Raw genomic sequence first — 19,477 nt, 5'->3', positions numbered from 1 at the left:
GTCTTCCGGTTTATCTTTTTGTTTTGTCCGTCTTTTTTTGAAAAGCGCGGATTTCCTGAACATATGAAGAAAAATTAAAACTGGCTCGGGTTTTGCTTTGGCCGTGGTCCATCCAAACGGGGGATTGACACATGACCATCCAAAATCTGAATTCCACGCAACTTTATCAACTGAATTCGCTTTCCAGCCAGACAGCCAAAACGAACGCTCCTTCCTTGCAGGGCGTAGCGGGACAAGGCAATCAGGGCTTTGGTCCGGCCGTTGAAATCGAGCTTTCCGAAGAGGCTCTCAACTTCCTGCAGAACGGGGGAGGCTTTGAACTGAACCTGACACCGGAGCAGGAGAAAAAGCTGGAAGAACTGGAAAGACAGATCAGCAAGATCTTTGATGCGGCCGGAGATAAACCGCTGACCCGGGAGCAACTCGGGGAACTGGAAAAGATCGAGCAGCAGTTCGCCTCTGTCCTTGGTCTTGATGCCGACAGTTTCGACCTGAACGCCGGATTGTCTCCGGAAGATGCAAAGGCCCTGGATCAACTTTACAAGCAGATCGACAAGATCTTCGAGCAGGCCGGTGACAAACCGCTGACAGCTGAACAGGAAAAGAAACTGGATGAGCTTTTTGCCAGAGTTGACAAGCTCTTTGCCCCTCTGGAGCAGGAACCGCTGACAGCCGAGCAGGAAAAGAAGCTCGACAGGCTTTTTACCCGGATTGATGATATCTTCAAGAAAGCCGGTGACAGGGACCTGAACGAAGCACAGCAACAGAAACTCAAGGAACTGGAAACAGCCGTTGAGCGTGTGCTGAACACCCCCCGGCAGCAGGGACCTCTGAAGGTTGGCTAGTTGAATCTGTCTGTGTTTCTTCTGAAAGAAAGGGCCGCTCCGGGATTGAGGCGGCCCTTTTGGGGTGGAGAGGTCAGCGAAGCGGGTGAAGCCGCCAGACATTTTCCCTGGCAGCACACTTGCCTTTCAGGCCGCCTTCAACCTCTGTCGAGGAGAGCTGATCCAGCAGATAGTGCTTCTCATAATGGGCGAGAACCTCTTCGTTGGGAACGGCAAAGGGCGGACCGGGCATTTCTGTCTGGTCATAGTGGTAACAGATCATCAGCTGGGGGGCTGTGTCTGTCAGGGCCATGAGGTGTTCGCTGTAGTTCCTGCGTAGTTCAGCAGGAAGAGCCACAAGAGCTGCGCGATCATAGACGGCATCAACCCTGCCCAGCTGTTCTTTTGTCAGGGCAAAGATATCCCCGCAAAAGACGGTCAGGTCTCCGGATGAATAGCGGACAAGCTCTGCTTGCTCTGTGATCTCCGGTGTCAGGGCCAGGTCCCTGAACAGCTGTTCGATGGCCAGCCCGGACAGCTCGGCGCCCGTAACCCGATAGCCCTGTGACAGGAGCCAGCCGATATCCCGTGTCTTGCCGCAGAGCGGGACGAAGATATGGGATTTTGCCGGAGTGATCGAAGCGATCTGCTTCTGAAGGTGCCTGTTGATGGTCTCCATGTGGAAGGCAATGTTGTTGTCTTCCCAGCGCTGGTGCCAGAACTCTGCGTCCATGGTTTTCTGTTCCTTGCTCTTTTTGAAGAGGATAACGGATATCACTGGAGAATCATATTGATCCCGAGGGCGGTGATATAAAGACCCAAACCGAAAATTGAATGGGTTGTGAGGCTTTTGATACGGGCCTTCATCGGTGAGGGTGTTGCGCAAGCTGCGATACCGAAGCCGAAGGCGGGCTGCATGATGAAAAAGGGAAAGACAACTGTTGCCAGGCCAACCAGCAGGGCCGACAGCAGATCAGGCTGTTCCATCCAGCCGCTTCCCCGGAACAGGAGGAGCAAAAAGCCGAAGGCGATACCGCTTGCAAAATGGAACAGCCAGCCTGTGAGCCGTTCCCCCTGTCTGGGAGAGGCCCGGGCAATATGCGGATGGGTGAAGTGTCCGTCCGTCATGTGGATAAGCCACCGTCCGACAAGGGCATAATCAAGCGATTGAATCCTGAAGGTCTGTTTCAGGAAGAGCCCCCAGAGATCCATCAGGACTGTTGCGCCCAGACCGGTCAGGGCAAAAAGGAAAAGGGTCTTGTCATCGAGAAGCATGGCGGAGCCTTGATTGTTCGGAGAATGATGATCTGTTGTTTCGAACCTTGCTCTCTTTCGAAACCGGAAAAAAGATTGAATTTTTCAAAGATAAATTCCAATAATGGAATAATGTTGGATGATATTGCCCTCTTTGTTCATATTGTGCAGCAGAACGGTCTGTCGGGTGCCGCGACCAGACTGTCCCTGCCTGCTGCGACTGTCACGCGTCGTTTGCAGAGACTGGAAGAGCAACTGGGTGTAAAACTCCTGCATCGCTCTGCCCGTCAGTGTGTCCTGACACAGGAGGGAGCGGTCTATTACGAGAACTATGCCGATCTTGTGGAGCAGTTCGAGGCGGCAGAGGAGCGCCTCAGCCGGGATCGGGAGAGTCTTGCTGGTCGTTTGAAGGTTCTGGCACCGACCAATTTTTCCCACGGTTTTCTGGAGCCCATGTGGATGGGCTTTATGAGAGACTACCCCGAAATCCAGCTGGAGCTGGTTTTGAGCAATCAGAAGGAAAGCCTGATCGGGCAGAAGGCAGATCTGGCCCTGCGGGTCGGTCCACAGAGTGACAATGCGCTCTATCAGCTGAAACTGGGGGAAATCGAGACCGTGATGGTGGCATCACCGGCCTATCTGGAAGAGGCCGCAGGGCTGGACAGTCCACAGGACCTTCGTCAGCACAGGATCATCGGGACCACGCTTCGCAACAGGTGGACACTTTATGGCAGGCAGACAGGCGCGGTGCAGGAACTCTATCCGCGGTACTGCTGTATTCTTAATGACACGGCCTTTATGAAATACGCGGCGCTGGACGGGCAGGGGATTGCCCTTCTGCCCTGCACCGAAGTCCGGCATGAACTGGACAGCGGGCGTCTTCAGAGAGTCCTGCCCGAGTGGAACGGAGCGTCCAGGGAGCTCTTTGCCGTCTGGCCCGGTGGACGCCTGCTGAGCAAAAAGGCAAAGGCCTTGAAGGATTACATGCTTCGCTTTGTCAAAAGGGAACTGTCCGGCTGAACCCTGTGGGATTCAGTACCGGATCGGGAGCGTGTAAAGAGAGCATTCTGTCTCGTGTGCGGTTTTAAAGAGGGCTTAGCAGCCAGACATTTTCCTGCGCACTGGTCTTGCTGTTCAGCCCGCCGTCAACCGGGGTGCTGGCGATTTTTTCGACCGTGTAGGTGCTGGTGTAGTGGGTGAGCACTTCCTCGTCATTGATCGCGAAGGGCGGACCATCCATCAGCTCCTGCTCGTAATCATAGCAGATCATCAGTTGCGGGGCTGTTCCCGTCAGTTCCTGCAGGTGCTCGCTGTAGGCTTCACGGATTTCCTCCGGCAGTGCGGCCAGTGCTGCACGATCATAGATGGCGTCGACCTTGCCCAGTTGCGCGGGTGTCAGGGCGAAGATGTCCCCGCCATAGATCTCCAGACCTTCGGTGTAGTAGTGGCGCATGGCCCCTGCATCCCTGTGATCCGGTACGATTTCTATATCCTGCAACAGCCTGGTGATGGCCCGGTCGGAAAGTTCTGCTCCGACGACATAGTACCCTTCGGACAGCAGCCAGCCGATGTCGAGAGTGCTGCCACAAAGCGGGACAAAAACTCGTGCGCCGGGCTTGAGGCCCAGACGATGAAAGTTCTGTTTCAACTGGGCTGTAATGTCATCCATGCTGAACGGCAGCTTGCCGTCGCGCCATTTCTGGTGCCAAAACTCTGCGTCCATGGTCCTGTTCTCTTTTTCTGTTTTTACTATAGAGCAAGTGTTGCAGATATGAGGATAAATTTAAGTTAACGCACGGAAGGCGACTGTCAGGAGTTTGTTCTGTCATTGTTTCTCATGTTCAGGACCTTTCTGCTCCGAAAGCCGGCGCTCCGCTTTTCGATTCTGGGTTTTTGAGGGTTTGCGGCTGCAGGAAAGCTTGATTGTGGGCACGAAAAGCCATTGAAACCATTGCTTTTTCCGGAGCTTTGACGGCTTTGTAAAAAAAATGCTGAAAAAGCGTTTTTTGCTCTTGCCCTCCTTTGGGGAATGCACTAATTTCCGCTCCAGACAGCGAGGGCGACCTTGCTGATCCGCTGAAAAGGTTTGCCTCTATAGCTCAACTGGTAGAGCACCTGATTTGTAATCAGGGGGTTCCGGGTTCAAGTCCTGGTGGGGGCACCATTTCAACAAAGAGCCGCTCTTCGGAGCGGCTTTTTTGTTGCCCTGTGCAAGAGGTCAGGAGGCTTTGTGTCAGGAGGCTTCAAGATGGAGCGTTGTTTTGTTTCCCGGAGAGAATTTGCTGAAAAAACAGGATTCTTTCACAGGTTTTTTCCAGTCGTTTCATTTTTTTATCGGCCCTGCTTCTTCGTTAACAGTTGAAAAGCCATCCCTATCTGAAAATTGTCATATAGGGATGTGAACATAAGGCGAACATCCCGGTTTTTCAGGGAAAAAATTCTGCTAGAATAAGTCCTTAGGGGTGAAGAGGTTCCAGTCAGGAGCCTTTGTGGACGATCGCCTGAGAGAGTTATGGGCATGCTTTTTACGACACTGAACGATCTTGAGGGGTGCGGGCTCTGTGAAGAGCGATGGAGGAGATTGCTGAAGAGCCTGGGGAAAGAGGTGGGAGACGGAGAACCGTTGGCCTACAGTCATATTCTGGAGAGCAATGGTATTGATGATGCGCTTTGGTGTCTGATGGCCCTTCCCGGCATTTACAACGACCCTGTCCGGCTTCTGGCCTGCGAGTTTGCAGAGCAGGCCCTGCCTTATGTTCCCGAGGGCGAGTTGCGTCCAAAGGAAGCGGTGATGACAGCGCGTCTCTATGCGCAGGGCAGGATCAGTGCGGAGGCTTTGGAGGTTGCCAATATCGGGGCGGAGTTTGCGTCCCAGACATCGCTTTGTATCGCCGCACGCTTTGCATCCATGTCTGCCGCCTGGGCTGCTGCAGGAGTTATGGCTTCCACGGGGCGTGCGATTGCCAGTTTTTCGGCCCTGTCCGCGTCATGGACTGCTGCAAAGGCTGCGGCCTGGGTGGCTGAACGCGATGCTGCGTGGCTGGGTGTGGATGCGGGGGAGATGCTGAAATCTGCCGGACCGGTTGCAGCCGCAGCAGCCCGTCGCAAACAAAAGGAGATTTTCAAGGGCTGGCTGAACGAAATGGGGTGAAGGTGCGAAACCGCGAGCCGGATGGGGCTTGCGGTTTTTCTTTGGGGAAAGTGCTTTTTTGCTCTTGCCCTCTTTTGGCGAATGTTCTAGTTTCCGCCCCAGACAGCAGGGGTGACCTTGCTGATCTGCTGAAAAGGTCTGCCTCTATAGCTCAACTGGTAGAGCACCTGATTTGTAATCAGGGGGTTCCGGGTTCAAGTCCTGGTGGGGGCACCATTTCAACAAAGAGCCGCTCTTCGGAGCGGCTTTTTTGTTTTCGGAAGCTGTGGAAAAGCCCGCTGTAACCGCTGCCGGGCTTTGGCGGTTGGGAATTTTCCCAGCCTGAACTGTTTCCAGTGCTGCTGTCGGCTTTGTGCTATGTCATTTCGAACAGGCTGTGTCTGTATTACGCTGTGTCTGTATTACAAGGGACAGGATCGAAGTGACGGTGTCGGAGGGGGATGACATCGGGCAAGGCAATGGAGCACAGAGCATGCAACCGACGAAATCCTATGCAGCCTACAATGACAGGGATGATCTGAAGCCCTATCAGTTCAACCGCCGCGAGGTGGGGCCGAAAGACGTACAGATTGATATTCTCTTTTGCGGGGTCTGTCACAGTGACATCCATGTGGTTCGAAACGACTGGGGTTTTTCAAGCTATCCCCTTGTGCCGGGGCACGAGATTGTCGGGCGTGTCAGAGCCCTTGGCTGTGATGTGACGTCCCTTTCGATTGGTGAACTGGTCGGCGTTGGCTGCATGGTTGATTCCTGTCGCGAGTGTTCTGCGTGCAAGGAGGATCTGGAGCAGCATTGTGAAAAGGGCATGCTGATGACCTATGGCAGTCCTGATCCCCATGAGGCAGACAGAATTACCCAGGGAGGCTATTCCACCCGGATTGTTGTCGACAGGGATTTTGTGGTGAAGGTTCCTGAGAGCCTTGATGTCAAAGCCGTTGCGCCGCTTCTCTGTGCGGGTATCACCACCTATTCCCCCTTGCGCCAGTGGAAGGTGAAACCCGGCGACAGGGTTGGCGTGATCGGTTTGGGAGGCCTCGGCCATATGGGGGTAAAACTTGCTGTGGCCATGGGGGCGGACGTTATCATGATCACAAGTTCTGCAGAGAAGGGCGAGGACGCCAGACGTCTGGGGGCAAGTGATGTGCTGGTTTCCACAGACGAGGACGCTATGGCCCGTCATGCAAACAGTTTTGATCTTTTGCTTGATACGATCCCCGTGGCCCACAGGATGGATCCCTATGTCAGGCTCCTCAAGTTTGGCAAGGCCATGGTTGTTGTCGGAATTACGCCAGCTGAAATCAACACCGGTGTTCTGTCCTTTGGTCGCAGGATCATTACCGGTTCGCTGATTGGCGGAATCAGGGAAACACAGGAAATGCTGGATTTCTGCGCAGAGCACAATGTTGTTTCGGATGTTGAACTGATTGCCATGCAGGACATCAACACAGCTTACGAGCGGATGATGCGTGCCGATGTCAAATACAGGTTTGTGATTGATATGCAGTCCCTCAAGGAGGATTGAGGTTCTCAACCTGTACGGCTTTTTCGTGTCCGTCAGACCGAAAGCCGCTCTTCGGAGCGGCTTTTTTGTTGATGGCAGAATCCTGATTTGCCCTTTTCGGGGGCTTGTTCGGGATCTGGTTTAAAAAAACGAATTTTCCTTTTTTCTCCAAGGCTTTGAAAACAAAATTCCATCTTGATATTCGCATATAGTGACAAGAACATAATGTGAACAATCCTGTTTTGAGAGACCGGTTTCCATGTTAAAAAGCCGGGGTGCAGCGCAGGCAGAAATTTGATGAAACAATGAAGCACCGTATCCATTTGTTGCATGGCGTGTGTGATGGAAAGCCGGGATATGCTTTACACAACCCTCCGGGATGTCAGGAAAACTGGTTTCTGTGACAGGAGGCTGAAGAGGCTTCTGAAACATCTGGGCAAGACCGGTCCGGATGATGAACCCCTGTCCTTTGAAGTCATTCTGCAGAGCAATGGTATTGATGATGCTCTCTGGTGTCTGGCGGTTCTGCCCAAACACTACAACGAAAACGTCCGCCTGCTGGCCTGTGACTTCGCCCATGAGGTGCTGAACTTTGTGCCTGACGGAGAGGAACGGCCAAAGAAGGCGATCGAGACGGCGCGGCTTTTTGCCAGAGGGCTGGCCCGGCAACAGGATTTGCGCGAAGCCAATCTGGGGGCCAAGACTGCTGCATTGCTGGCTTCAAGAGAGGCGGCGAGCTTTGCAGCTTGGGCCGCGGCCAATGCCTCTGCGGAGGCCGGGCGCTTTACCGCGAGCTTTGTTGCCCTGACGGCGACCTGGACCGTGGCACGCTTTGCAACCTGGGCCGCGCTTCGTGACGGAGAGTGGCTTGCCGATCCAAATAAGGAACAGATTGACGAAGCCCGCCTGCATGCGGCCTCGGCTGAAAAGGAAAAGCAAACCCGCATTTTCCTCAACTGGCTGGTCCAGCAGAGCTGAGAGCCTGTCTGTTCCTATCCTGAACCCTCATAGAGCTCACTCCCGACACCCAGATAGCCGTCCCATGCGAACCAGTAGGCGATGTGGCCGGGAACGCGGGGGAGCGTTTCTCCGTTGGGGCCGATGAGATTGTCTTCGGTGATCTGCCACAGACCGCCGGGGCTCTGCAGACTGTTGTCCTTTTCTGTATCAAACTGCTCCTCGCCACGTTGATAGGCACGGACAGTCCGGGTTTCGGCGTCGCCGATCAGAACGATGTTTGTGTTGCCGATCCGGTCATTGATGACGCGACTGTCATTCCTGAAAACCTCGACAGGCCAGGCTTTGGCCGCGCCGAATTCGCGAATGCCGAAAATGAACTCCTTGCGTTTGACCTGTGTCTCGTCCCTGACAATTGTGGGGAACATCAACTCGGGACTGGCGAAATATTCGCGGTAGACAAAGCCTGAATCATAGTTGCGGAAATGCCCTGTATTGAGGGAAAGGATTTTGGTTTGGGGATGCCTTTCCTTCCACTTTTTCCACGAGGTAATGGTCACGGGCCGGATTTTCAACTGAAGACCGGAATGGGCCAGCGGGCCAACCACGGGTTCGCCTGTAAACTGGTTCCACAATGTGTTGGTTTCCCGGTCAAACATCAGCTTGTTGGAGCGGTAGAGAAAACCGGAAGAACCAAAGACAAAGGGTTCTGCACGATCATCCGGCTGTGTTTCAAACAGGATCCCCGCCCCGCAGAGTGTGCAGTAGGCCAGCGCGACCGGTACTCCGCCAATGACTTCATTAAACATCTCGTGCCAGCCCATGATGCGCAGGGGATAGGCGCGGACATCACCGTTGATCTCCACACCAAAGACCAGATCACTGTCGAGCATGTAGGTCTCGTCATCAGCATCGATCAGTCCGGGGTTGTCGAGGGAGGGAATGCCGTCCACCCGAACGCCGCCCCAGGTGATTTCCTCCAGACGAATGCGCATCTGTTCGCGGGCTGTCACTTCGGGATCAAAGAACTGCAGAAAGCGGTCATCAATGCTGGAGAAAAAGCGCAGCTTGATGGCGCGATAGCTTTCGTGGGGAATGACTTCCGGATGGGCTTCCTGCCACAGCATGGCGTCACGCCAGGTGTTCATCTGCTCTCCGGTGAGGCGATAGAGGGCGTCGGCCACATCGACATGGGCGCCCCCGATGCGCATGAAGAGAACCAGTGTGGGCACCAGATCAAGGCCGCCGCGTTCCACGATCCTGTTCAGGGCTTCCCTGCGCTGTTGGGGGGAGCCGATCAGGGCTGTCAGGGAAAGCACCTCAATGGAGCGGTCTTCAATGGCCTGATCTTCGGGCAGGGGAGCAAACTGAGCCCTGGCTGATGCTGGCAGCAGTGCCAGAGAGGCCGAAGCTGTCAGCAGGAAAACCAGCGCAAGAATGTGCGGGAAGCGGGTGAGGAACTCGTTCACGGATGACCTCCTTGTCCGGGGAAACGCAACTGTCAGGAAGTGTAAGGGAAAAGGAGGGGAGCGGAAGACCTCTCACATCAATGTGTTTGGAGTTGATCGGGCAATGTTGGAACCAGTCAGATTTGACATTGCATTGCTGTGGTTTCAGGCGCAGGGTTATGACGAAAGCCCTTGTCCGAAAAGGAATGATAAAAATGACGGCTTTGAACAGGGAAGAGCAGGCTTTCTGGGAAGCCTGTCTGCACAGCAACAGGAATGTTGCACAGGATGTGCATGTTTTTGCGTCAATGCCCGGAAACGAAGCGATTGCAGATGAACTGATCGCACTCTATCTGTCGGGCATAAAGACAGCCGGGAGCGCACTGGTTGCCGATTATGAAAAGGCAGGGGAGCCTTTGCCGCGCGTCGGCGATTACTGGATCATGCTGGATGCCGGCAAGAAACCTGTCTGTGTTGCAAGGGTCACGCAGGTTCTGATCAAACGCTTCTGTGATGTTGGAGAGGACATTGCCCGGGCCGAGGGAGAAGGCGATCTGTCGCTGGAGTTCTGGCGCGAAGGGCATCGCCGATTTTTTGAACCTCTGCTGAAAGAGCTGGAGATCGGAGACCTCAATCAGGCTCTGCTGGCCATCGATTTCGTTGAAGTGGTTTACAGACGGTGAGAGAGACGGGGGCCTCGTGTAGAGGCTGAATTTCCCGAAAGGCGAAAGAGACGATTTTTTCCTGGAAAGACAGGTCTGCTGTTAACGATTGCATGTCCGGTCTCTCCGGAGGTTGAAAATGGATTCCGATTCCTTTCAGATTCGCTTTCGATCCGGTTTCCTGCAGGGGAATTTTTTTCTGAAACCCTTGGAGAGCAAGACTCTGGGAAATTAACCCTGTCTTTTTAAGGTTTTCAATCCATTGCGCGTCTTTTGATAAAATTAAGGGCAATTTTTGCTTGAATTATATGATAAATCGTTAAAATTTTTACGCGAAAAGGACTTGATTTTAATTTTTTGTTAACCCATTAAGCCGCCAGCTGTTTGGTTGGAGGGCTTGAGGTATGGATGTTTCAACTGCCCTGTGTGTTGCCTTCTTTGTTTTGTGTGGTGTGTGTTTGATTGTTCCACTGGTGGATTACTTTTACCTGAGGAAAAAGAGAGCCTTGTCCGCGAATAAAACGAACATTGATATGGATACAGCCGTTTATGCGCGCTACCAGAAAGCTGTGATCGCCCTTTTGCTGGTTGCGATCGGGTTGGGTGTGTGGCGCCTTGTTTCCCTGACAAGCGGGCTGTAGATCGCACTCTCTGATGGAAACAGTCCTGTTGTTTTTTCAGGCCACTTTTTCTGTTCTCCGTTTGATACAGCAGTGCAAAAGCTTGCCCGACAGGTTTTATCAAGGCCTGTTTTCCGGGATTGAGAGAGTATCCCGGCAGGTTTCAGGCTGTTGCCTGCAAGCTGTCAGACAAAAGGAAAGGGCCGCTGTGAGCGGCCCTTTCCGGTTCGTCGGAAAACTGTTCCCGATTGCTGTTATCCCCGTGTGGAGACGCGATAGAGACTGCGCATTTCACCGCGATCAGTGTAGGTGCCGCGCAGGTGACGTTCGCCGCTTTCTGCTGTGAAGGCTTCGCGGCCATGCAGGATGCGGTGGTTGTCAAAGACAATGCATTCACCGGCATTCAGGCGGAACCGCATGACGTATTTCGGGTTTTGCAGGGCCTTGCCAAAGCGGAAGAACGCCGGGTAGTAGCTGTCGAGGAACTTCTGGTCCAGATCGATGACATCCAGCAGGTGCTGGCTGTAGCTGAGGCCGGAAACAGCACCGTGTTCATCCAGTTCGATCACGCGCTGGATGGCGCGCATGTCGTGATCATCGTGCTCCTTGAAGAAGGGGATGTCGACTTCGGAAAGGATTTTGAAATCCTCGGGATTGCTGATGCGAAAATCCTCTGCAGCAGCAGCGCCGTCCATGAAAATGCTGTAGCCCCCGTCAACAGAGTTTCTGCGGCAGTGCAGGTATTGAACCCCCGGTGCCAGCTCTTCGGCCGGAACGTCGGTGTGCAGTTCCAGGGCCTTGGCGGTATAGGCGAGGTTGATCGGGTTGATGTGCAGCTTCACTTCAAAGCTGGGGCCAAAGAAAGTCGGGCGCGGCGTTCCGGCAAGGCCGGCTGTATCCAACAGGGCCGCGTCTGTGTCGGGCATGTCAGTGATGATGGCCACACCTTCTTCGAGCATGGCCTTTGCCCATTTTGCACGGGTTTCCTTGCTGGCAACCAGTTCCGGCTGGCTGAAGCGGGCCATCTTGTCATAGTGGTCACCGAGCCACAGCACACGTTTCAGGTCTGCCGGATCATGGCGTTTCTCGCCGCGACCATAAGGGGCGAGATAATCCAGATCAAAACGGGTGACGTGGCTGCCGTTGTTCCAGATGATGACCAGTTCCTGCCCTTCGATTGTGGCCTTTTCCGGTGTTGGAGCTTCCGGTTCTGCCAGAATGTCAAAGGTCCGCTCACGGGTTTGCGCATCAAAGGATGAAGGGCAGTTGTCCCGCAGCCAGAAGTAATTAAAATAAGATGTGGTGCCGCCCGGGAACGTCAGATTCAGACCGTTCGCGCCAAGTTCAACATTTGTTTTTACTGTATCCAGCATAAGAGTTCTCCGAAATCGCGAGGGAAATATTTGCCCCTTTGATTGCAGAATAAAACTTGTTTTGACGGAAAGAAAAGGTGATAAAGACTGAAGATAAAATAATCAAATGGTTATCTTGTGCGCAAATTGCCTCCTCTTCGTCTGCTTTCTGTTTTTGAAACGGTACACCTTGCCGGAAGTGTCAAGGAGGCAGCTAAGCAGCTCAATGTTTCCCAGCCTGCCGTCAGTCAATCCCTGCGTCAGCTGGAAGAGCACGTGGGAACAGCTCTCTATGATCGTTCCACCCGTCCTGCACGCCTGACCCGGGCAGGCGAGATCCTCCAGCGAGCGGTTTCCGACAATCTCAGGCGCCTGTCAGAGGCAATGAACGAGATCAATCGCCTCAAGCAGCGATCCCGCCAGACCGTGACGCTGTCCTGCACGATCGGGGTTGCAACCTACTGGCTGATGCCCCGGTTGCCGGATTTCTACCGGCTTTATCCCGATATCACGGTCAATGTTGTGACCACCCAGGAAACGCTGCCCCTGCTGGGCTCATCCATGGACATTGCCCTGCGTTTCGGGCGGGGAAACTGGGATGACGGTCTGAGCTATTTCCTGTTTCGTGAAGAGGTACAGCCTGTGTGTGCCCCCGCACTGGCAGAGGAAATCGGTTACGGCAAAAAGGGGCTGGAGCACGTCCCGCTGATCCACGTCGATTATGATGACCCCAACTGGGTCAACTGGTCGGACTATCTGCGTTACAGTTCGCTGGAAAACCTGATCGACAACAAGGCCATTGTGTTTACAAACTATGTCCAGGCCCGTCAGACCGTGGTGTCCGGTGCAGGCATCATGCTGGGGTGGGAGTCCATCACCGGAGGGGCTGTGAGCAACGGTATGCTGGTCAAACTGGACCTGCCCGTCATTCATGCGGGCAGTGACTATTACGTGACGGTCAATCCGGCTTCGGCGGATGCACCGGAGGTCAAGGCCGCTCTGGACTGGCTCTTTTCCCAGAAAGCGGGCCAGTTCTGAGGAATGGTCAAAGCATCAGCTTGTAGAGATAGGCCAGAATGCAGTAGCTGCCAATGCCGACAATGGCCATAAGGGGAAAGGCCAGCAGCATGAGTGTTCTGGTCAGATTTTTTTCGGCTTCTTCTACTGTGTATGCGTCTTCGTTGAAGTCATCTTGTGTCATGATCCTTCTCCTGTCCTTATGGTAGTATCTTTTTGTTTCAATACACGCGCATTGATCTGGATCAGTCTCGTTGCAGCTAAAAAAAGCCCCGCGGATTTGCGGGGCTTCGAGTTGGAGAGATGTAGGCCGGGCTGTTTTCAGTCAGCCAGTGCGGTGCCGATATCCGGCAGCTTGTGGGCGATGCCCTTGTGGCAGTCGATACAGGTCTTTTCCCCGGTAAAGAGGAAAGACTGGTGCGCATCGGCTGCCCTTTTGCTCTGGCGGGTGATGTCCATGGAATCAGGCTGGTGACAGTTTCTGCATTCCAGGGAGTCATTGGCCTTGAAGCGGGACCATTCGTGCTGGGCCAGTTCCAGACGTTTGGCTTCAAACTTCTCCGGTGTGTCGATGGTCCCGAAGATCTTGCCATAGACTTCCTTGGAGGCCTGGATCTTGCGTGCAACCTTGTCGGTCCAGTTGTGGGGGACGTGACAGTCCGGGCAGGTGGCCCGGACGCCGGAGCGGTTTGAATAGTGGATTGTGGTCTGCAGTTCCTCGTAAACGGTGTTTCTCATCTCGTGGCAGGAGATGCAGAAGCTTTCCGTGTTGGTGACTTCCAGGGCGGTGTTGAAGCCACCCCAGAACATCACGCCTGCCAGGAAGCCGCAAATGGTCAGAAAGCCCAGGCTGTAATGCACGGAAGGTGTCCGTATAACGTGCCAGAATTTCTTGAAGAGATTTTTCATTGTGACCTCCCGCGGTTATTCGCTTCCGCTTTTCAAAACACTGTCGACGTCCTTGAAAGTGTTCTGGATCAGCGGCGGGGTATCATCCTGTGAAACGTGACACTGCGTGCAGAAGTATCGGCGCGGAGAAACGGTCGCGAGGAACTGGCCATCCCGGTCGGCAAAGTGTGTGACAGAGATCATCGGAGCCTGTGATTCCCCGACGGCTGTGCGGCTGTGACAGGTCATGCACTTGTTGGCATTCAGGTCGATCTGATAGCCGTCAATCTTGTGGGGAATGACAGGCGGCTGGTCCGGATAGTTCCGGACCTGGCGCTTGTCGCTGTTGACCACCTTGTTGATCGCCGGTGCGTCGGGGGTTTCGACCAGAGGTCCGCCGCGCAGGTTGGCGATGTTGTGGGGATCGCTGATTGTGACATCCTGTGCCAAAGCAGATGCGCAGAAAGTCATCAGGCCAAGAGCCACAGCGGCTGTTGCTGCTTTCAAGGGTGTGTAACGGTTGGACATGGTACACCTCATACTGCTTCGATTTTGACCGCACATTTCTTGAAGTCGGTCTGTTTGGAAATCGGGTCTGTTGCATCCAGAGTGACCTTGTTGATCAACTGGCTGGCATCAAAGAAGGGAACAAAGACCAGGCCTTTCGGTGGTTTGTTGCGTCCTCTGGTTTCCACGCGGGTCAGAATGGACCCCCGGCGGGAGGAGATGCGGATTTCCGAACCGCGGCGCAGGCCCTTTGCCTTCGCGTCTTCGGGGTGCATGTAGCACAGGGCGTTCGGAACAGCCTTGTAGAGCTCGGGAACGCGCTGTGTCATGGAGCCGGTGTGCCAGTGTTCGATCACACGGCCTGTACAGAGCCAGAAGTCGTACTCCGCGTCCGGAACTTCCGCCGCCGGTTCGAATGGCAGGGCAAAGATACGGGCCTTGCCGTCCTTGTGGCCGTAGAACTCGAAACCGTTTCCTTCCTTCACGTAAGGGTCGGAGCCTTCGCGGAAACGCCACTGGGTTTCCTTGCCATCCACAACAGGCCAGCGCAGGCCGCGCTCCCTGTGATAGGTGTCGAAGTCTGCAAGATCGTGTGCGTGACCACGGCCAAAGGAGGCGTATTCCTCGAACAGGCCTTTCTGGATGTAGAAGCCGAAGTCTTCCGCCTCGTGGTTGGCGTAACCGTCCTCGATATCGGAGAGCGGGTATTTTGTGATGTCGTCGTGGGCATAGAGCACTTCATAGAGGGTTTTGCCACGGTGCTCCGGTTTCCTGGCCAGCAGTTCTTCGGGCCAGACGTCCTCGACCTTGAAGCGTTTGGAGAATTCAACTGTCTGCCACAGGTCGGATTTGGCCTCACCCGGTGCACTGACCAGCTGGTGCCAGAACTGGGTCCGGCGTTCTGCGTTGCCGTAGGCGCCTTCCTTTTCGACCCACATTGCGGTTGGCAGAACCAGATCCGCTGCCTGCGCGGTGACGGTCGGGTAGGGGTCGGATACGACGATGAAGTTGTCCGGATTGCGATAGCCGGGGAGGATTTCCTCCATGATGTTCGGGCCGGCCTGCAGGTTGTTGGTGACCTGTATCCAGTAGGCGTTCAGTTCACCGTCTTTCAGCTTCCGGCACTGCAGAACAGCGTGGTAGCCGGGTTTGCCGGGGATGGTGCCTTCCGGAAGGTTCCAGATTTTCTCTGCAATGGCACGGTGTTCGGGGTTCTTGACCACCATGTCGGCAGGCAGGCGGTGTGCAAAGGTTCCCACTTCACGGGCTGTGCCGCAGGCAGAGGGCTGACCGGTCAGGGAGAAGGGGCCGTTGCCCGGCTGGGAAATCTTGCCGGTGAGCAGGTGAAGGTTGTAGATCAGCTGGTTGCACCAGACACCACGTGTGTGCTGGTTTGCACCCATGGTCCACAGGGACATGACCTTCTTGTCAGGATCGGCATAGATCTCGGCCATTTCCTGCAGACGGTTCAGGGGAACGCCGGAGGCTTCGGCAGCGTCTTCGAGTGTGTAGTCGGAGACAAACTCTGCGTATTCCTCAAAGGAGATTTCCTTGGAGCCGCCAGCCTTGTCCGCGTTGGTTGCCGCCTTTTGCAGGGGGTGCTCCGGACGCAGGCCATAGCCGATGTCCTGGTTGCCCAGGCGGAAGTTGATGTGCTTGCTGACGAAATCCCTGTTTACCTTGCCGTTCTGGATGATGTAGTTGGCAAGGGCATTGGCGATGATCAGGTCTGTCTGCGGAACGAAGACCATCGGGATGTCTGCCAGATCAAAGCTGCGGTGTTCATAGGTGGACAGAACGCCGACCTTCACATGCGGTGCGGAAAGACGACGGTCCGTCAGGCGGGTCCAGAGCACCGGGTGCATCTCGGCCATGTTGGAGCCCCAGAGGAAGAAGGCATCCGCGTTTTCAAAGTCGTCATAGCAGCCCATGGGTTCGTCAATGCCGAAGGTACGGATAAAGGCGCCCACGGCAGAGGCCATGCAGTGGCGGGCGTTGGGATCGATGTTGTTGGAACGGAAACCGGCCTTGTACAGCTTGGAGGCCGCATAGCCTTCCCAGACGGTCCACTGGCCGGAGCCGAACATGCCGACGGCAGTCGGCCCCTTTTCCTTGAGAACCTTCTTGAACTTTTCGGCCATGACATCGAAGGCCTCGTCCCAGGAAACCGGCTCGAACTGGCCGTTCTTGTCATAAACGCCGTTGGTTTTGCGCAGCAGAGGCTGCGTGAGGCGGTCCTCTCCATACATGATCTTGGACAGGAAGTAACCCTTGACGCAGTTCAGGCCGCGGTTGACCTCGGCTTTTGCATCGCCATGTGTTGCGACCACGCGGTCGTTTTTGGTGGCCACCATGATGGAGCAGCCCGTACCGCAGAAACGGCAGGGAGCCTTGGACCATTTCAGGCTGGTTTTGTCTGCTTCCGTAATCAGGTTGGAAGCTTCGGCAGGAATGGTCAGTCCTGCGGCTGTGGCGGCAGCAGCGGCTGCCTGGGCCTTGATCATCTCTCGACGTGTAAGTTTCATCATTTTGCGATCTCCCGCGTGATGACGTTGCTATTGTTGTTGGTGTTGAAGGGGTGACGCATCGCACTGCGGCTGAATGGTCAGAATTTCATCCAGATCGCTGCTTTCGCTCTGATGGAAAATCAGATTGGCGGTGACCACGCCTTCCAGTGACTGAAGCTGTGAAAGCAGATCGGCCAGCGCGCCTTCGCTTTTTGCTTCTGCGACCAGAATGATCTTGTGGTCCTGCGTCGGGCCTTCGAAGTCTGGCTGGACTTCCAGATTGGGAAAGTCCTGGAGTTTCTTCTTTATGCTTTCCTTCTGTTGCGGTGTTGTGCTCAGAACCAGACTGGCAATGTGCCATTCGTCGTGATCTCTTTGAGCGGCGATGATTTGTTCGGCATTACGCATGGGCGTGTGGTTCCCTTGATGATGCGGCGCTGTCCTGTTGGGGATGGCGCGGTGCTGGCTTCTCTGACAGGAGGATGGCGCTGTTTGCGCAAGTGGTCAGACAGGCGCCACAGCCGTTGCAAAGCTCTGTGTCCACGCTGACGGCTCCGACCGGGCGGATGCGCAGATCAAACTGCAGGGCGCGCGGTTCACAGATATCTGTGCAGAGACGACAGTCGATGGCGGCTTTCAACAGGCAGGCATCGTTGATGGTGGCAACAAGTGACCAGGGGGCCTTGTCTGTCTGGTAAATCCCTTCTTCGGGGCAGGCTTCGGCACAGGCTTCGCAAAAGGTGCATTCCTCAATTCCCGGCTTCAGGCCGGCCTTGCCGGATCCGTTTTGCGCGGTGAGATAGAGGATGGATTGCGGGCAGGCGCGTACGCATTCACCGCAACCGCTGCAGTCCCTGGCAATGCGCTCTGATGTCGTCCAGGGGGGCAGGAAATCCGGCAGGGGTTTTGCCCATCCTCCCCGAAAGAAAGCGCGTCTGGAGAGTTGCTTTTCCATGGCCTTTGCCTTTGACAGTTCAGACTGTCGGCGGGCCAAAGATGATTTGGCTCATCCAGATCAGAAAGCCATAACCACCAATGCCGATCACGGCCAGAAGCGGGAAAAGAATAAGGGCCAGAAAGATCACAGCTGTTCGTTCGCTGCTTTTTGATCTGACTTCTTCCATTTCAAAATCGTATTGAGACATCTTAACTCTCCTGATGTCCTTGTTCTCCTGATGTATGAAAACTTCTAACGCACAATTTCCTTGTGGGCATTGATGTGGATCAGTGCTGTTTCTTCACACAAAAAAAGCCCCGCAGAACTGCGGGGCTTCGCATTGGCCGTTGGGGTGACGATTGTGTTTCGTTTCAGTGAAGGTCTTCAATCGCCCGGGCAGCCCGTCTTCCGGACATGAGTGCTCCGTGAGTGGTGCTGTGATAGGCAAAAATCGTGTGTTCCCCGGCCATGAACAGTCTGTTCCCGACGGGGGTGGCAAAGACATCGAACTGTCCGGTCGATCCTCCTTTCTGGGGGTAGGAATAGGCTCCGAGGAAATGCGGATATTCTGACCAGTGTGTTGTCAGGACAGCCTCCGGGCTGGTGACGGCCTTTCCCCAGACGGTTTCGAGAACAGCAAGGGCATCTGCTGTCATTTCATCTCTTGTCATGGAATCGGCGAGAGGGGCATATTTCCCGAAAGAGAGGCCGAGCAGAATGTTTTCGTCACTGAAGGTGCGGTAATTAAGCCAGTAGGGCCAGCGGCCCCCGGGTTCTGTCTGGATGCCGAAATACTGTGTGGATGGATCCCAGAACGGTTCCCTGAATTTCAGGGCAATTTTGGTGACAGAGCCAAAACCCAGCTCGGCAATGGCTTGCTGCATCTCTTGCGGGAGTCGGGGTTCAAAGGTGATGGTGTCGGCTTTGAGGACCCCCAGTGGTGCCGTGCAGATGGCGTAGTCTGCTGAAAGAGTGTCAACGGTGATACCCCGGTCATTCCAGGAAACACGGGAGACGGGACTGTTCAGCCGGATGTCCAGTCCCCGGGCCAGTGGAGCAAGGATGCTGTCATAGCCTTCTGTCAGGATCACATCTTCTCCCTCGAAGACTTCGTCTGCGTGACTGTTTGCTGCGGAAACGTCCTCGGCGGCTGCACCAATGTCGAATTCTGTGTAGGCGGTCAGCATCCAGCGCCCCAGCGGAGTGTTTGCAATATCAGGGGCATGATCCCTGACGGCCTCGATCAGGCTGTGATCACTCTGGCTGTTGAGGTGAAAATAGAGTGCCTTCTGGAGTTGATTGTACAGGTCATCAAGCTGTTCATATCCTTCTGCTTCCAGAGGAGCCCCGTTCTGCTTGAAAATTTCCAGGCTGTCATCATCCGTGACAAAGGTCGGGGTTCCGGTTTCCCTGACCAGTTGCTGGATGGGGTTTTCCGATGAAGGTCCATGTATCCAGCCTGCGCCATATTCAAAGGGCGCACCAAGGGAATGATCTGTTCTGATACGGCCCCCAATGGAATGCCCGGCTTCCAGAACTATGACCTCGGCTCCGCTGGCTTTCAACTGCTGTGCTGCGCCCAAACCTGCAATGCCCGCACCGATAACCACGACCCTGGTTCCTGAAAGAGCCTGTGCCTTTTGTCCGAAAGCGAGTGATGTCAGAAAAGCCGATATCATGATTTTCAGGGCGCTGCGTCGGGTCGTGGTCATTTGTCTGAACCTTGTTGTTCCTTATCGGGGAATTGCCTGCCGGTTGAAAGGGCATGGTGTTCTAAGGAAAGGGAGGTGTTTTTTGTGAGGGAATACTGTTAACAGATATCGGATCCCTGCTCCAGACTGACAGTCGCGCC

At 54.7% G+C, this 19,477-nt stretch carries 21 protein-coding genes and 2 tRNA genes; 10 read left to right on the top strand and 13 right to left on the bottom strand.

The window, feature by feature from the left end; all coding sequences use genetic code 11:
• Positions 1–131 precede the first annotated feature (131 nt).
• Complete coding sequence (locus AAAH10_RS05620; RefSeq protein ID WP_343561432.1) at positions 132–845, top strand: hypothetical protein; 714 nt, start codon at positions 132–134, stop codon at positions 843–845.
• A 73-nt stretch (positions 846–918) separates the two neighbouring features.
• On the opposite strand, the gene tmpT (AAAH10_RS05615) is transcribed toward AAAH10_RS05620, so the two are convergent.
• Positions 919–1,557 carry a thiopurine S-methyltransferase gene (gene tmpT / locus AAAH10_RS05615; RefSeq protein WP_343561431.1) on the bottom strand — a complete coding sequence of 213 codons (639 nt, stop codon included), beginning with the start codon at positions 1,555–1,557 and terminating at the stop codon, positions 919–921.
• A 41-nt stretch (positions 1,558–1,598) separates the two neighbouring features.
• Entirely contained in the window at positions 1,599–2,099 is a 501-nt protein-coding gene (locus tag AAAH10_RS05610) for a DUF2938 domain-containing protein (protein WP_343561429.1), read from the bottom strand.
• Positions 2,100–2,213: 114 nt separating this feature from the next.
• Between AAAH10_RS05610 and AAAH10_RS05605 the strand changes: the two genes are divergently transcribed.
• Positions 2,214–3,098 carry a LysR family transcriptional regulator gene (locus AAAH10_RS05605; RefSeq protein WP_343561427.1) on the top strand — a complete coding sequence of 295 codons (885 nt, stop codon included), beginning with the start codon at positions 2,214–2,216 and terminating at the stop codon, positions 3,096–3,098.
• Positions 3,099–3,162: 64 nt separating this feature from the next.
• On the opposite strand, the gene tmpT (AAAH10_RS05600) is transcribed toward AAAH10_RS05605, so the two are convergent.
• Entirely contained in the window at positions 3,163–3,801 is a 639-nt protein-coding gene (tmpT, locus tag AAAH10_RS05600) for a thiopurine S-methyltransferase (RefSeq protein WP_343561425.1), read from the bottom strand.
• A 365-nt stretch (positions 3,802–4,166) separates the two neighbouring features.
• Here tmpT (AAAH10_RS05600) and AAAH10_RS05595 point away from each other — a divergent pair.
• The 5 genes from AAAH10_RS05595 (at position 4,167) to AAAH10_RS05575 (ending at position 7,708) form a co-directional block, all read left to right on the top strand.
• Positions 4,167–4,242, top strand: a tRNA-Thr gene (locus AAAH10_RS05595).
• Positions 4,243–4,596: 354 nt separating this feature from the next.
• Positions 4,597–5,229 (top strand): hypothetical protein, encoded by a 633-nt coding sequence (locus AAAH10_RS05590; RefSeq protein ID WP_343561423.1) that lies wholly within the window; start codon positions 4,597–4,599, stop codon positions 5,227–5,229.
• Between the two features lie 140 nt (positions 5,230–5,369).
• Positions 5,370–5,445 (top strand) — tRNA-Thr (locus AAAH10_RS05585).
• Between the two features lie 256 nt (positions 5,446–5,701).
• Complete coding sequence (locus AAAH10_RS05580) at positions 5,702–6,751, top strand: NAD(P)-dependent alcohol dehydrogenase (RefSeq protein ID WP_343561421.1); 1,050 nt, start codon at positions 5,702–5,704, stop codon at positions 6,749–6,751.
• Positions 6,752–7,087: 336 nt separating this feature from the next.
• Positions 7,088–7,708 (top strand): putative immunity protein, encoded by a 621-nt coding sequence (locus AAAH10_RS05575; RefSeq protein WP_343561419.1) that lies wholly within the window; start codon positions 7,088–7,090, stop codon positions 7,706–7,708.
• A gap of 14 nt (positions 7,709–7,722) precedes the next feature.
• Here the strand turns inward: AAAH10_RS05575 and AAAH10_RS05570 are convergent, their stop codons facing one another.
• Positions 7,723–9,156: a DUF3179 domain-containing protein gene (locus AAAH10_RS05570; protein WP_343561417.1), complete on the bottom strand. Its 1,434-nt coding sequence runs from the start codon at positions 9,154–9,156 to the stop codon at positions 7,723–7,725.
• Positions 9,157–9,350: 194 nt separating this feature from the next.
• Between AAAH10_RS05570 and AAAH10_RS05565 the strand changes: the two genes are divergently transcribed.
• Both AAAH10_RS05565 and AAAH10_RS05560 read left to right on the top strand, forming a co-directional pair.
• Positions 9,351–9,818: an ASCH domain-containing protein gene (locus tag AAAH10_RS05565; protein WP_343561415.1), complete on the top strand. Its 468-nt coding sequence runs from the start codon at positions 9,351–9,353 to the stop codon at positions 9,816–9,818.
• Between the two features lie 383 nt (positions 9,819–10,201).
• The gene (locus AAAH10_RS05560) at positions 10,202–10,438 is read left to right on the top strand and encodes a hypothetical protein (RefSeq protein WP_343561413.1); all 237 of its coding nucleotides are present in this window, start codon (positions 10,202–10,204) and stop codon (positions 10,436–10,438) included.
• Between the two features lie 233 nt (positions 10,439–10,671).
• Here the strand turns inward: AAAH10_RS05560 and AAAH10_RS05555 are convergent, their stop codons facing one another.
• Positions 10,672–11,790: a TauD/TfdA family dioxygenase gene (locus AAAH10_RS05555; RefSeq protein WP_343561411.1), complete on the bottom strand. Its 1,119-nt coding sequence runs from the start codon at positions 11,788–11,790 to the stop codon at positions 10,672–10,674.
• Positions 11,791–11,907: 117 nt separating this feature from the next.
• Here AAAH10_RS05555 and AAAH10_RS05550 point away from each other — a divergent pair, with 117 nt between their 5' ends.
• Positions 11,908–12,807, top strand: a complete 900-nt coding sequence (locus AAAH10_RS05550) for a LysR substrate-binding domain-containing protein (RefSeq protein ID WP_343561409.1) — start codon at positions 11,908–11,910, stop codon at positions 12,805–12,807.
• Between the two features lie 7 nt (positions 12,808–12,814).
• Here the strand turns inward: AAAH10_RS05550 and AAAH10_RS05545 are convergent, their stop codons facing one another.
• From AAAH10_RS05545 to AAAH10_RS05510, 8 genes are all read right to left on the bottom strand, one after another.
• Positions 12,815–12,970 (bottom strand): hypothetical protein, encoded by a 156-nt coding sequence (locus AAAH10_RS05545; RefSeq protein ID WP_343561407.1) that lies wholly within the window; start codon positions 12,968–12,970, stop codon positions 12,815–12,817.
• Positions 12,971–13,107: 137 nt separating this feature from the next.
• A complete protein-coding gene (locus tag AAAH10_RS05540) occupies positions 13,108–13,695 on the bottom strand; it encodes a NapC/NirT family cytochrome c (RefSeq protein WP_343561405.1) in 588 nt (195 codons plus the stop codon).
• A 15-nt stretch (positions 13,696–13,710) separates the two neighbouring features.
• Positions 13,711–14,202, bottom strand: coding sequence for a nitrate reductase cytochrome c-type subunit (locus AAAH10_RS05535; RefSeq protein WP_343561403.1), 492 nt, complete (start codon positions 14,200–14,202; stop codon positions 13,711–13,713).
• Positions 14,203–14,210: 8 nt separating this feature from the next.
• Entirely contained in the window at positions 14,211–16,706 is a 2,496-nt protein-coding gene (gene napA, locus AAAH10_RS05530; RefSeq protein WP_343562470.1) for a nitrate reductase catalytic subunit NapA, read from the bottom strand.
• A gap of 30 nt (positions 16,707–16,736) precedes the next feature.
• Positions 16,737–17,096, bottom strand: coding sequence for a chaperone NapD (locus tag AAAH10_RS05525; RefSeq protein ID WP_343561401.1), 360 nt, complete (start codon positions 17,094–17,096; stop codon positions 16,737–16,739).
• Entirely contained in the window at positions 17,089–17,643 is a 555-nt protein-coding gene (gene napF / locus AAAH10_RS05520; protein ID WP_343561399.1) for a ferredoxin-type protein NapF, read from the bottom strand. Before napF ends, AAAH10_RS05525 begins: the two co-directional genes overlap by 8 nt.
• 19 nt (positions 17,644–17,662) lie before the next feature.
• Positions 17,663–17,833, bottom strand: a complete 171-nt coding sequence (locus AAAH10_RS05515; protein WP_343561397.1) for a periplasmic nitrate reductase, NapE protein — start codon at positions 17,831–17,833, stop codon at positions 17,663–17,665.
• Positions 17,834–17,996: 163 nt separating this feature from the next.
• Positions 17,997–19,337 (bottom strand): flavin monoamine oxidase family protein, encoded by a 1,341-nt coding sequence (locus tag AAAH10_RS05510; RefSeq protein ID WP_343561395.1) that lies wholly within the window; start codon positions 19,335–19,337, stop codon positions 17,997–17,999.
• Positions 19,338–19,477: the final 140 nt, after the last annotated feature.

The sequence above is a fragment of the Carbonatibacter coralli genome, assembly GCF_039592655.1.
Classification (GTDB): Bacteria; Pseudomonadota; Alphaproteobacteria; order Kiloniellales; family Kiloniellaceae; genus Carbonatibacter; species Carbonatibacter coralli.
The sequence above is the reverse complement of the archived record's forward strand: the minus strand, read 5'-3'. Positions and strand labels throughout refer to the sequence as shown.

Coding starts and splice junctions, on each gene's coding strand:
- AAAH10_RS05620 (WP_343561432.1), top strand. CDS start 132: ATGACCATCCAAAATCTGAATTCCACGCAACTTTATCAACTGAATTCG.
- tmpT (WP_343561431.1), bottom strand. CDS start 1,557: ATGGACGCAGAGTTCTGGCACCAGCGCTGGGAAGACAACAACATTGCC.
- AAAH10_RS05610 (WP_343561429.1), bottom strand. CDS start 2,099: ATGCTTCTCGATGACAAGACCCTTTTCCTTTTTGCCCTGACCGGTCTG.
- tmpT (WP_343561425.1), bottom strand. CDS start 3,801: ATGGACGCAGAGTTTTGGCACCAGAAATGGCGCGACGGCAAGCTGCCG.
- AAAH10_RS05590 (WP_343561423.1), top strand. CDS start 4,597: ATGCTTTTTACGACACTGAACGATCTTGAGGGGTGCGGGCTCTGTGAA.
- AAAH10_RS05580 (WP_343561421.1), top strand. CDS start 5,702: ATGCAACCGACGAAATCCTATGCAGCCTACAATGACAGGGATGATCTG.
- AAAH10_RS05575 (WP_343561419.1), top strand. CDS start 7,088: ATGCTTTACACAACCCTCCGGGATGTCAGGAAAACTGGTTTCTGTGAC.
- AAAH10_RS05565 (WP_343561415.1), top strand. CDS start 9,351: ATGACGGCTTTGAACAGGGAAGAGCAGGCTTTCTGGGAAGCCTGTCTG.
- AAAH10_RS05560 (WP_343561413.1), top strand. CDS start 10,202: ATGGATGTTTCAACTGCCCTGTGTGTTGCCTTCTTTGTTTTGTGTGGT.
- AAAH10_RS05555 (WP_343561411.1), bottom strand. CDS start 11,790: ATGCTGGATACAGTAAAAACAAATGTTGAACTTGGCGCGAACGGTCTG.
- AAAH10_RS05545 (WP_343561407.1), bottom strand. CDS start 12,970: ATGACACAAGATGACTTCAACGAAGACGCATACACAGTAGAAGAAGCC.
- AAAH10_RS05540 (WP_343561405.1), bottom strand. CDS start 13,695: ATGAAAAATCTCTTCAAGAAATTCTGGCACGTTATACGGACACCTTCC.
- AAAH10_RS05535 (WP_343561403.1), bottom strand. CDS start 14,202: ATGTCCAACCGTTACACACCCTTGAAAGCAGCAACAGCCGCTGTGGCT.
- napA (WP_343562470.1), bottom strand. CDS start 16,706: ATGAAACTTACACGTCGAGAGATGATCAAGGCCCAGGCAGCCGCTGCT.
- AAAH10_RS05525 (WP_343561401.1), bottom strand. CDS start 17,096: ATGCGTAATGCCGAACAAATCATCGCCGCTCAAAGAGATCACGACGAA.
- napF (WP_343561399.1), bottom strand. CDS start 17,643: ATGGAAAAGCAACTCTCCAGACGCGCTTTCTTTCGGGGAGGATGGGCA.
- AAAH10_RS05515 (WP_343561397.1), bottom strand. CDS start 17,833: ATGTCTCAATACGATTTTGAAATGGAAGAAGTCAGATCAAAAAGCAGC.
- AAAH10_RS05510 (WP_343561395.1), bottom strand. CDS start 19,337: ATGACCACGACCCGACGCAGCGCCCTGAAAATCATGATATCGGCTTTT.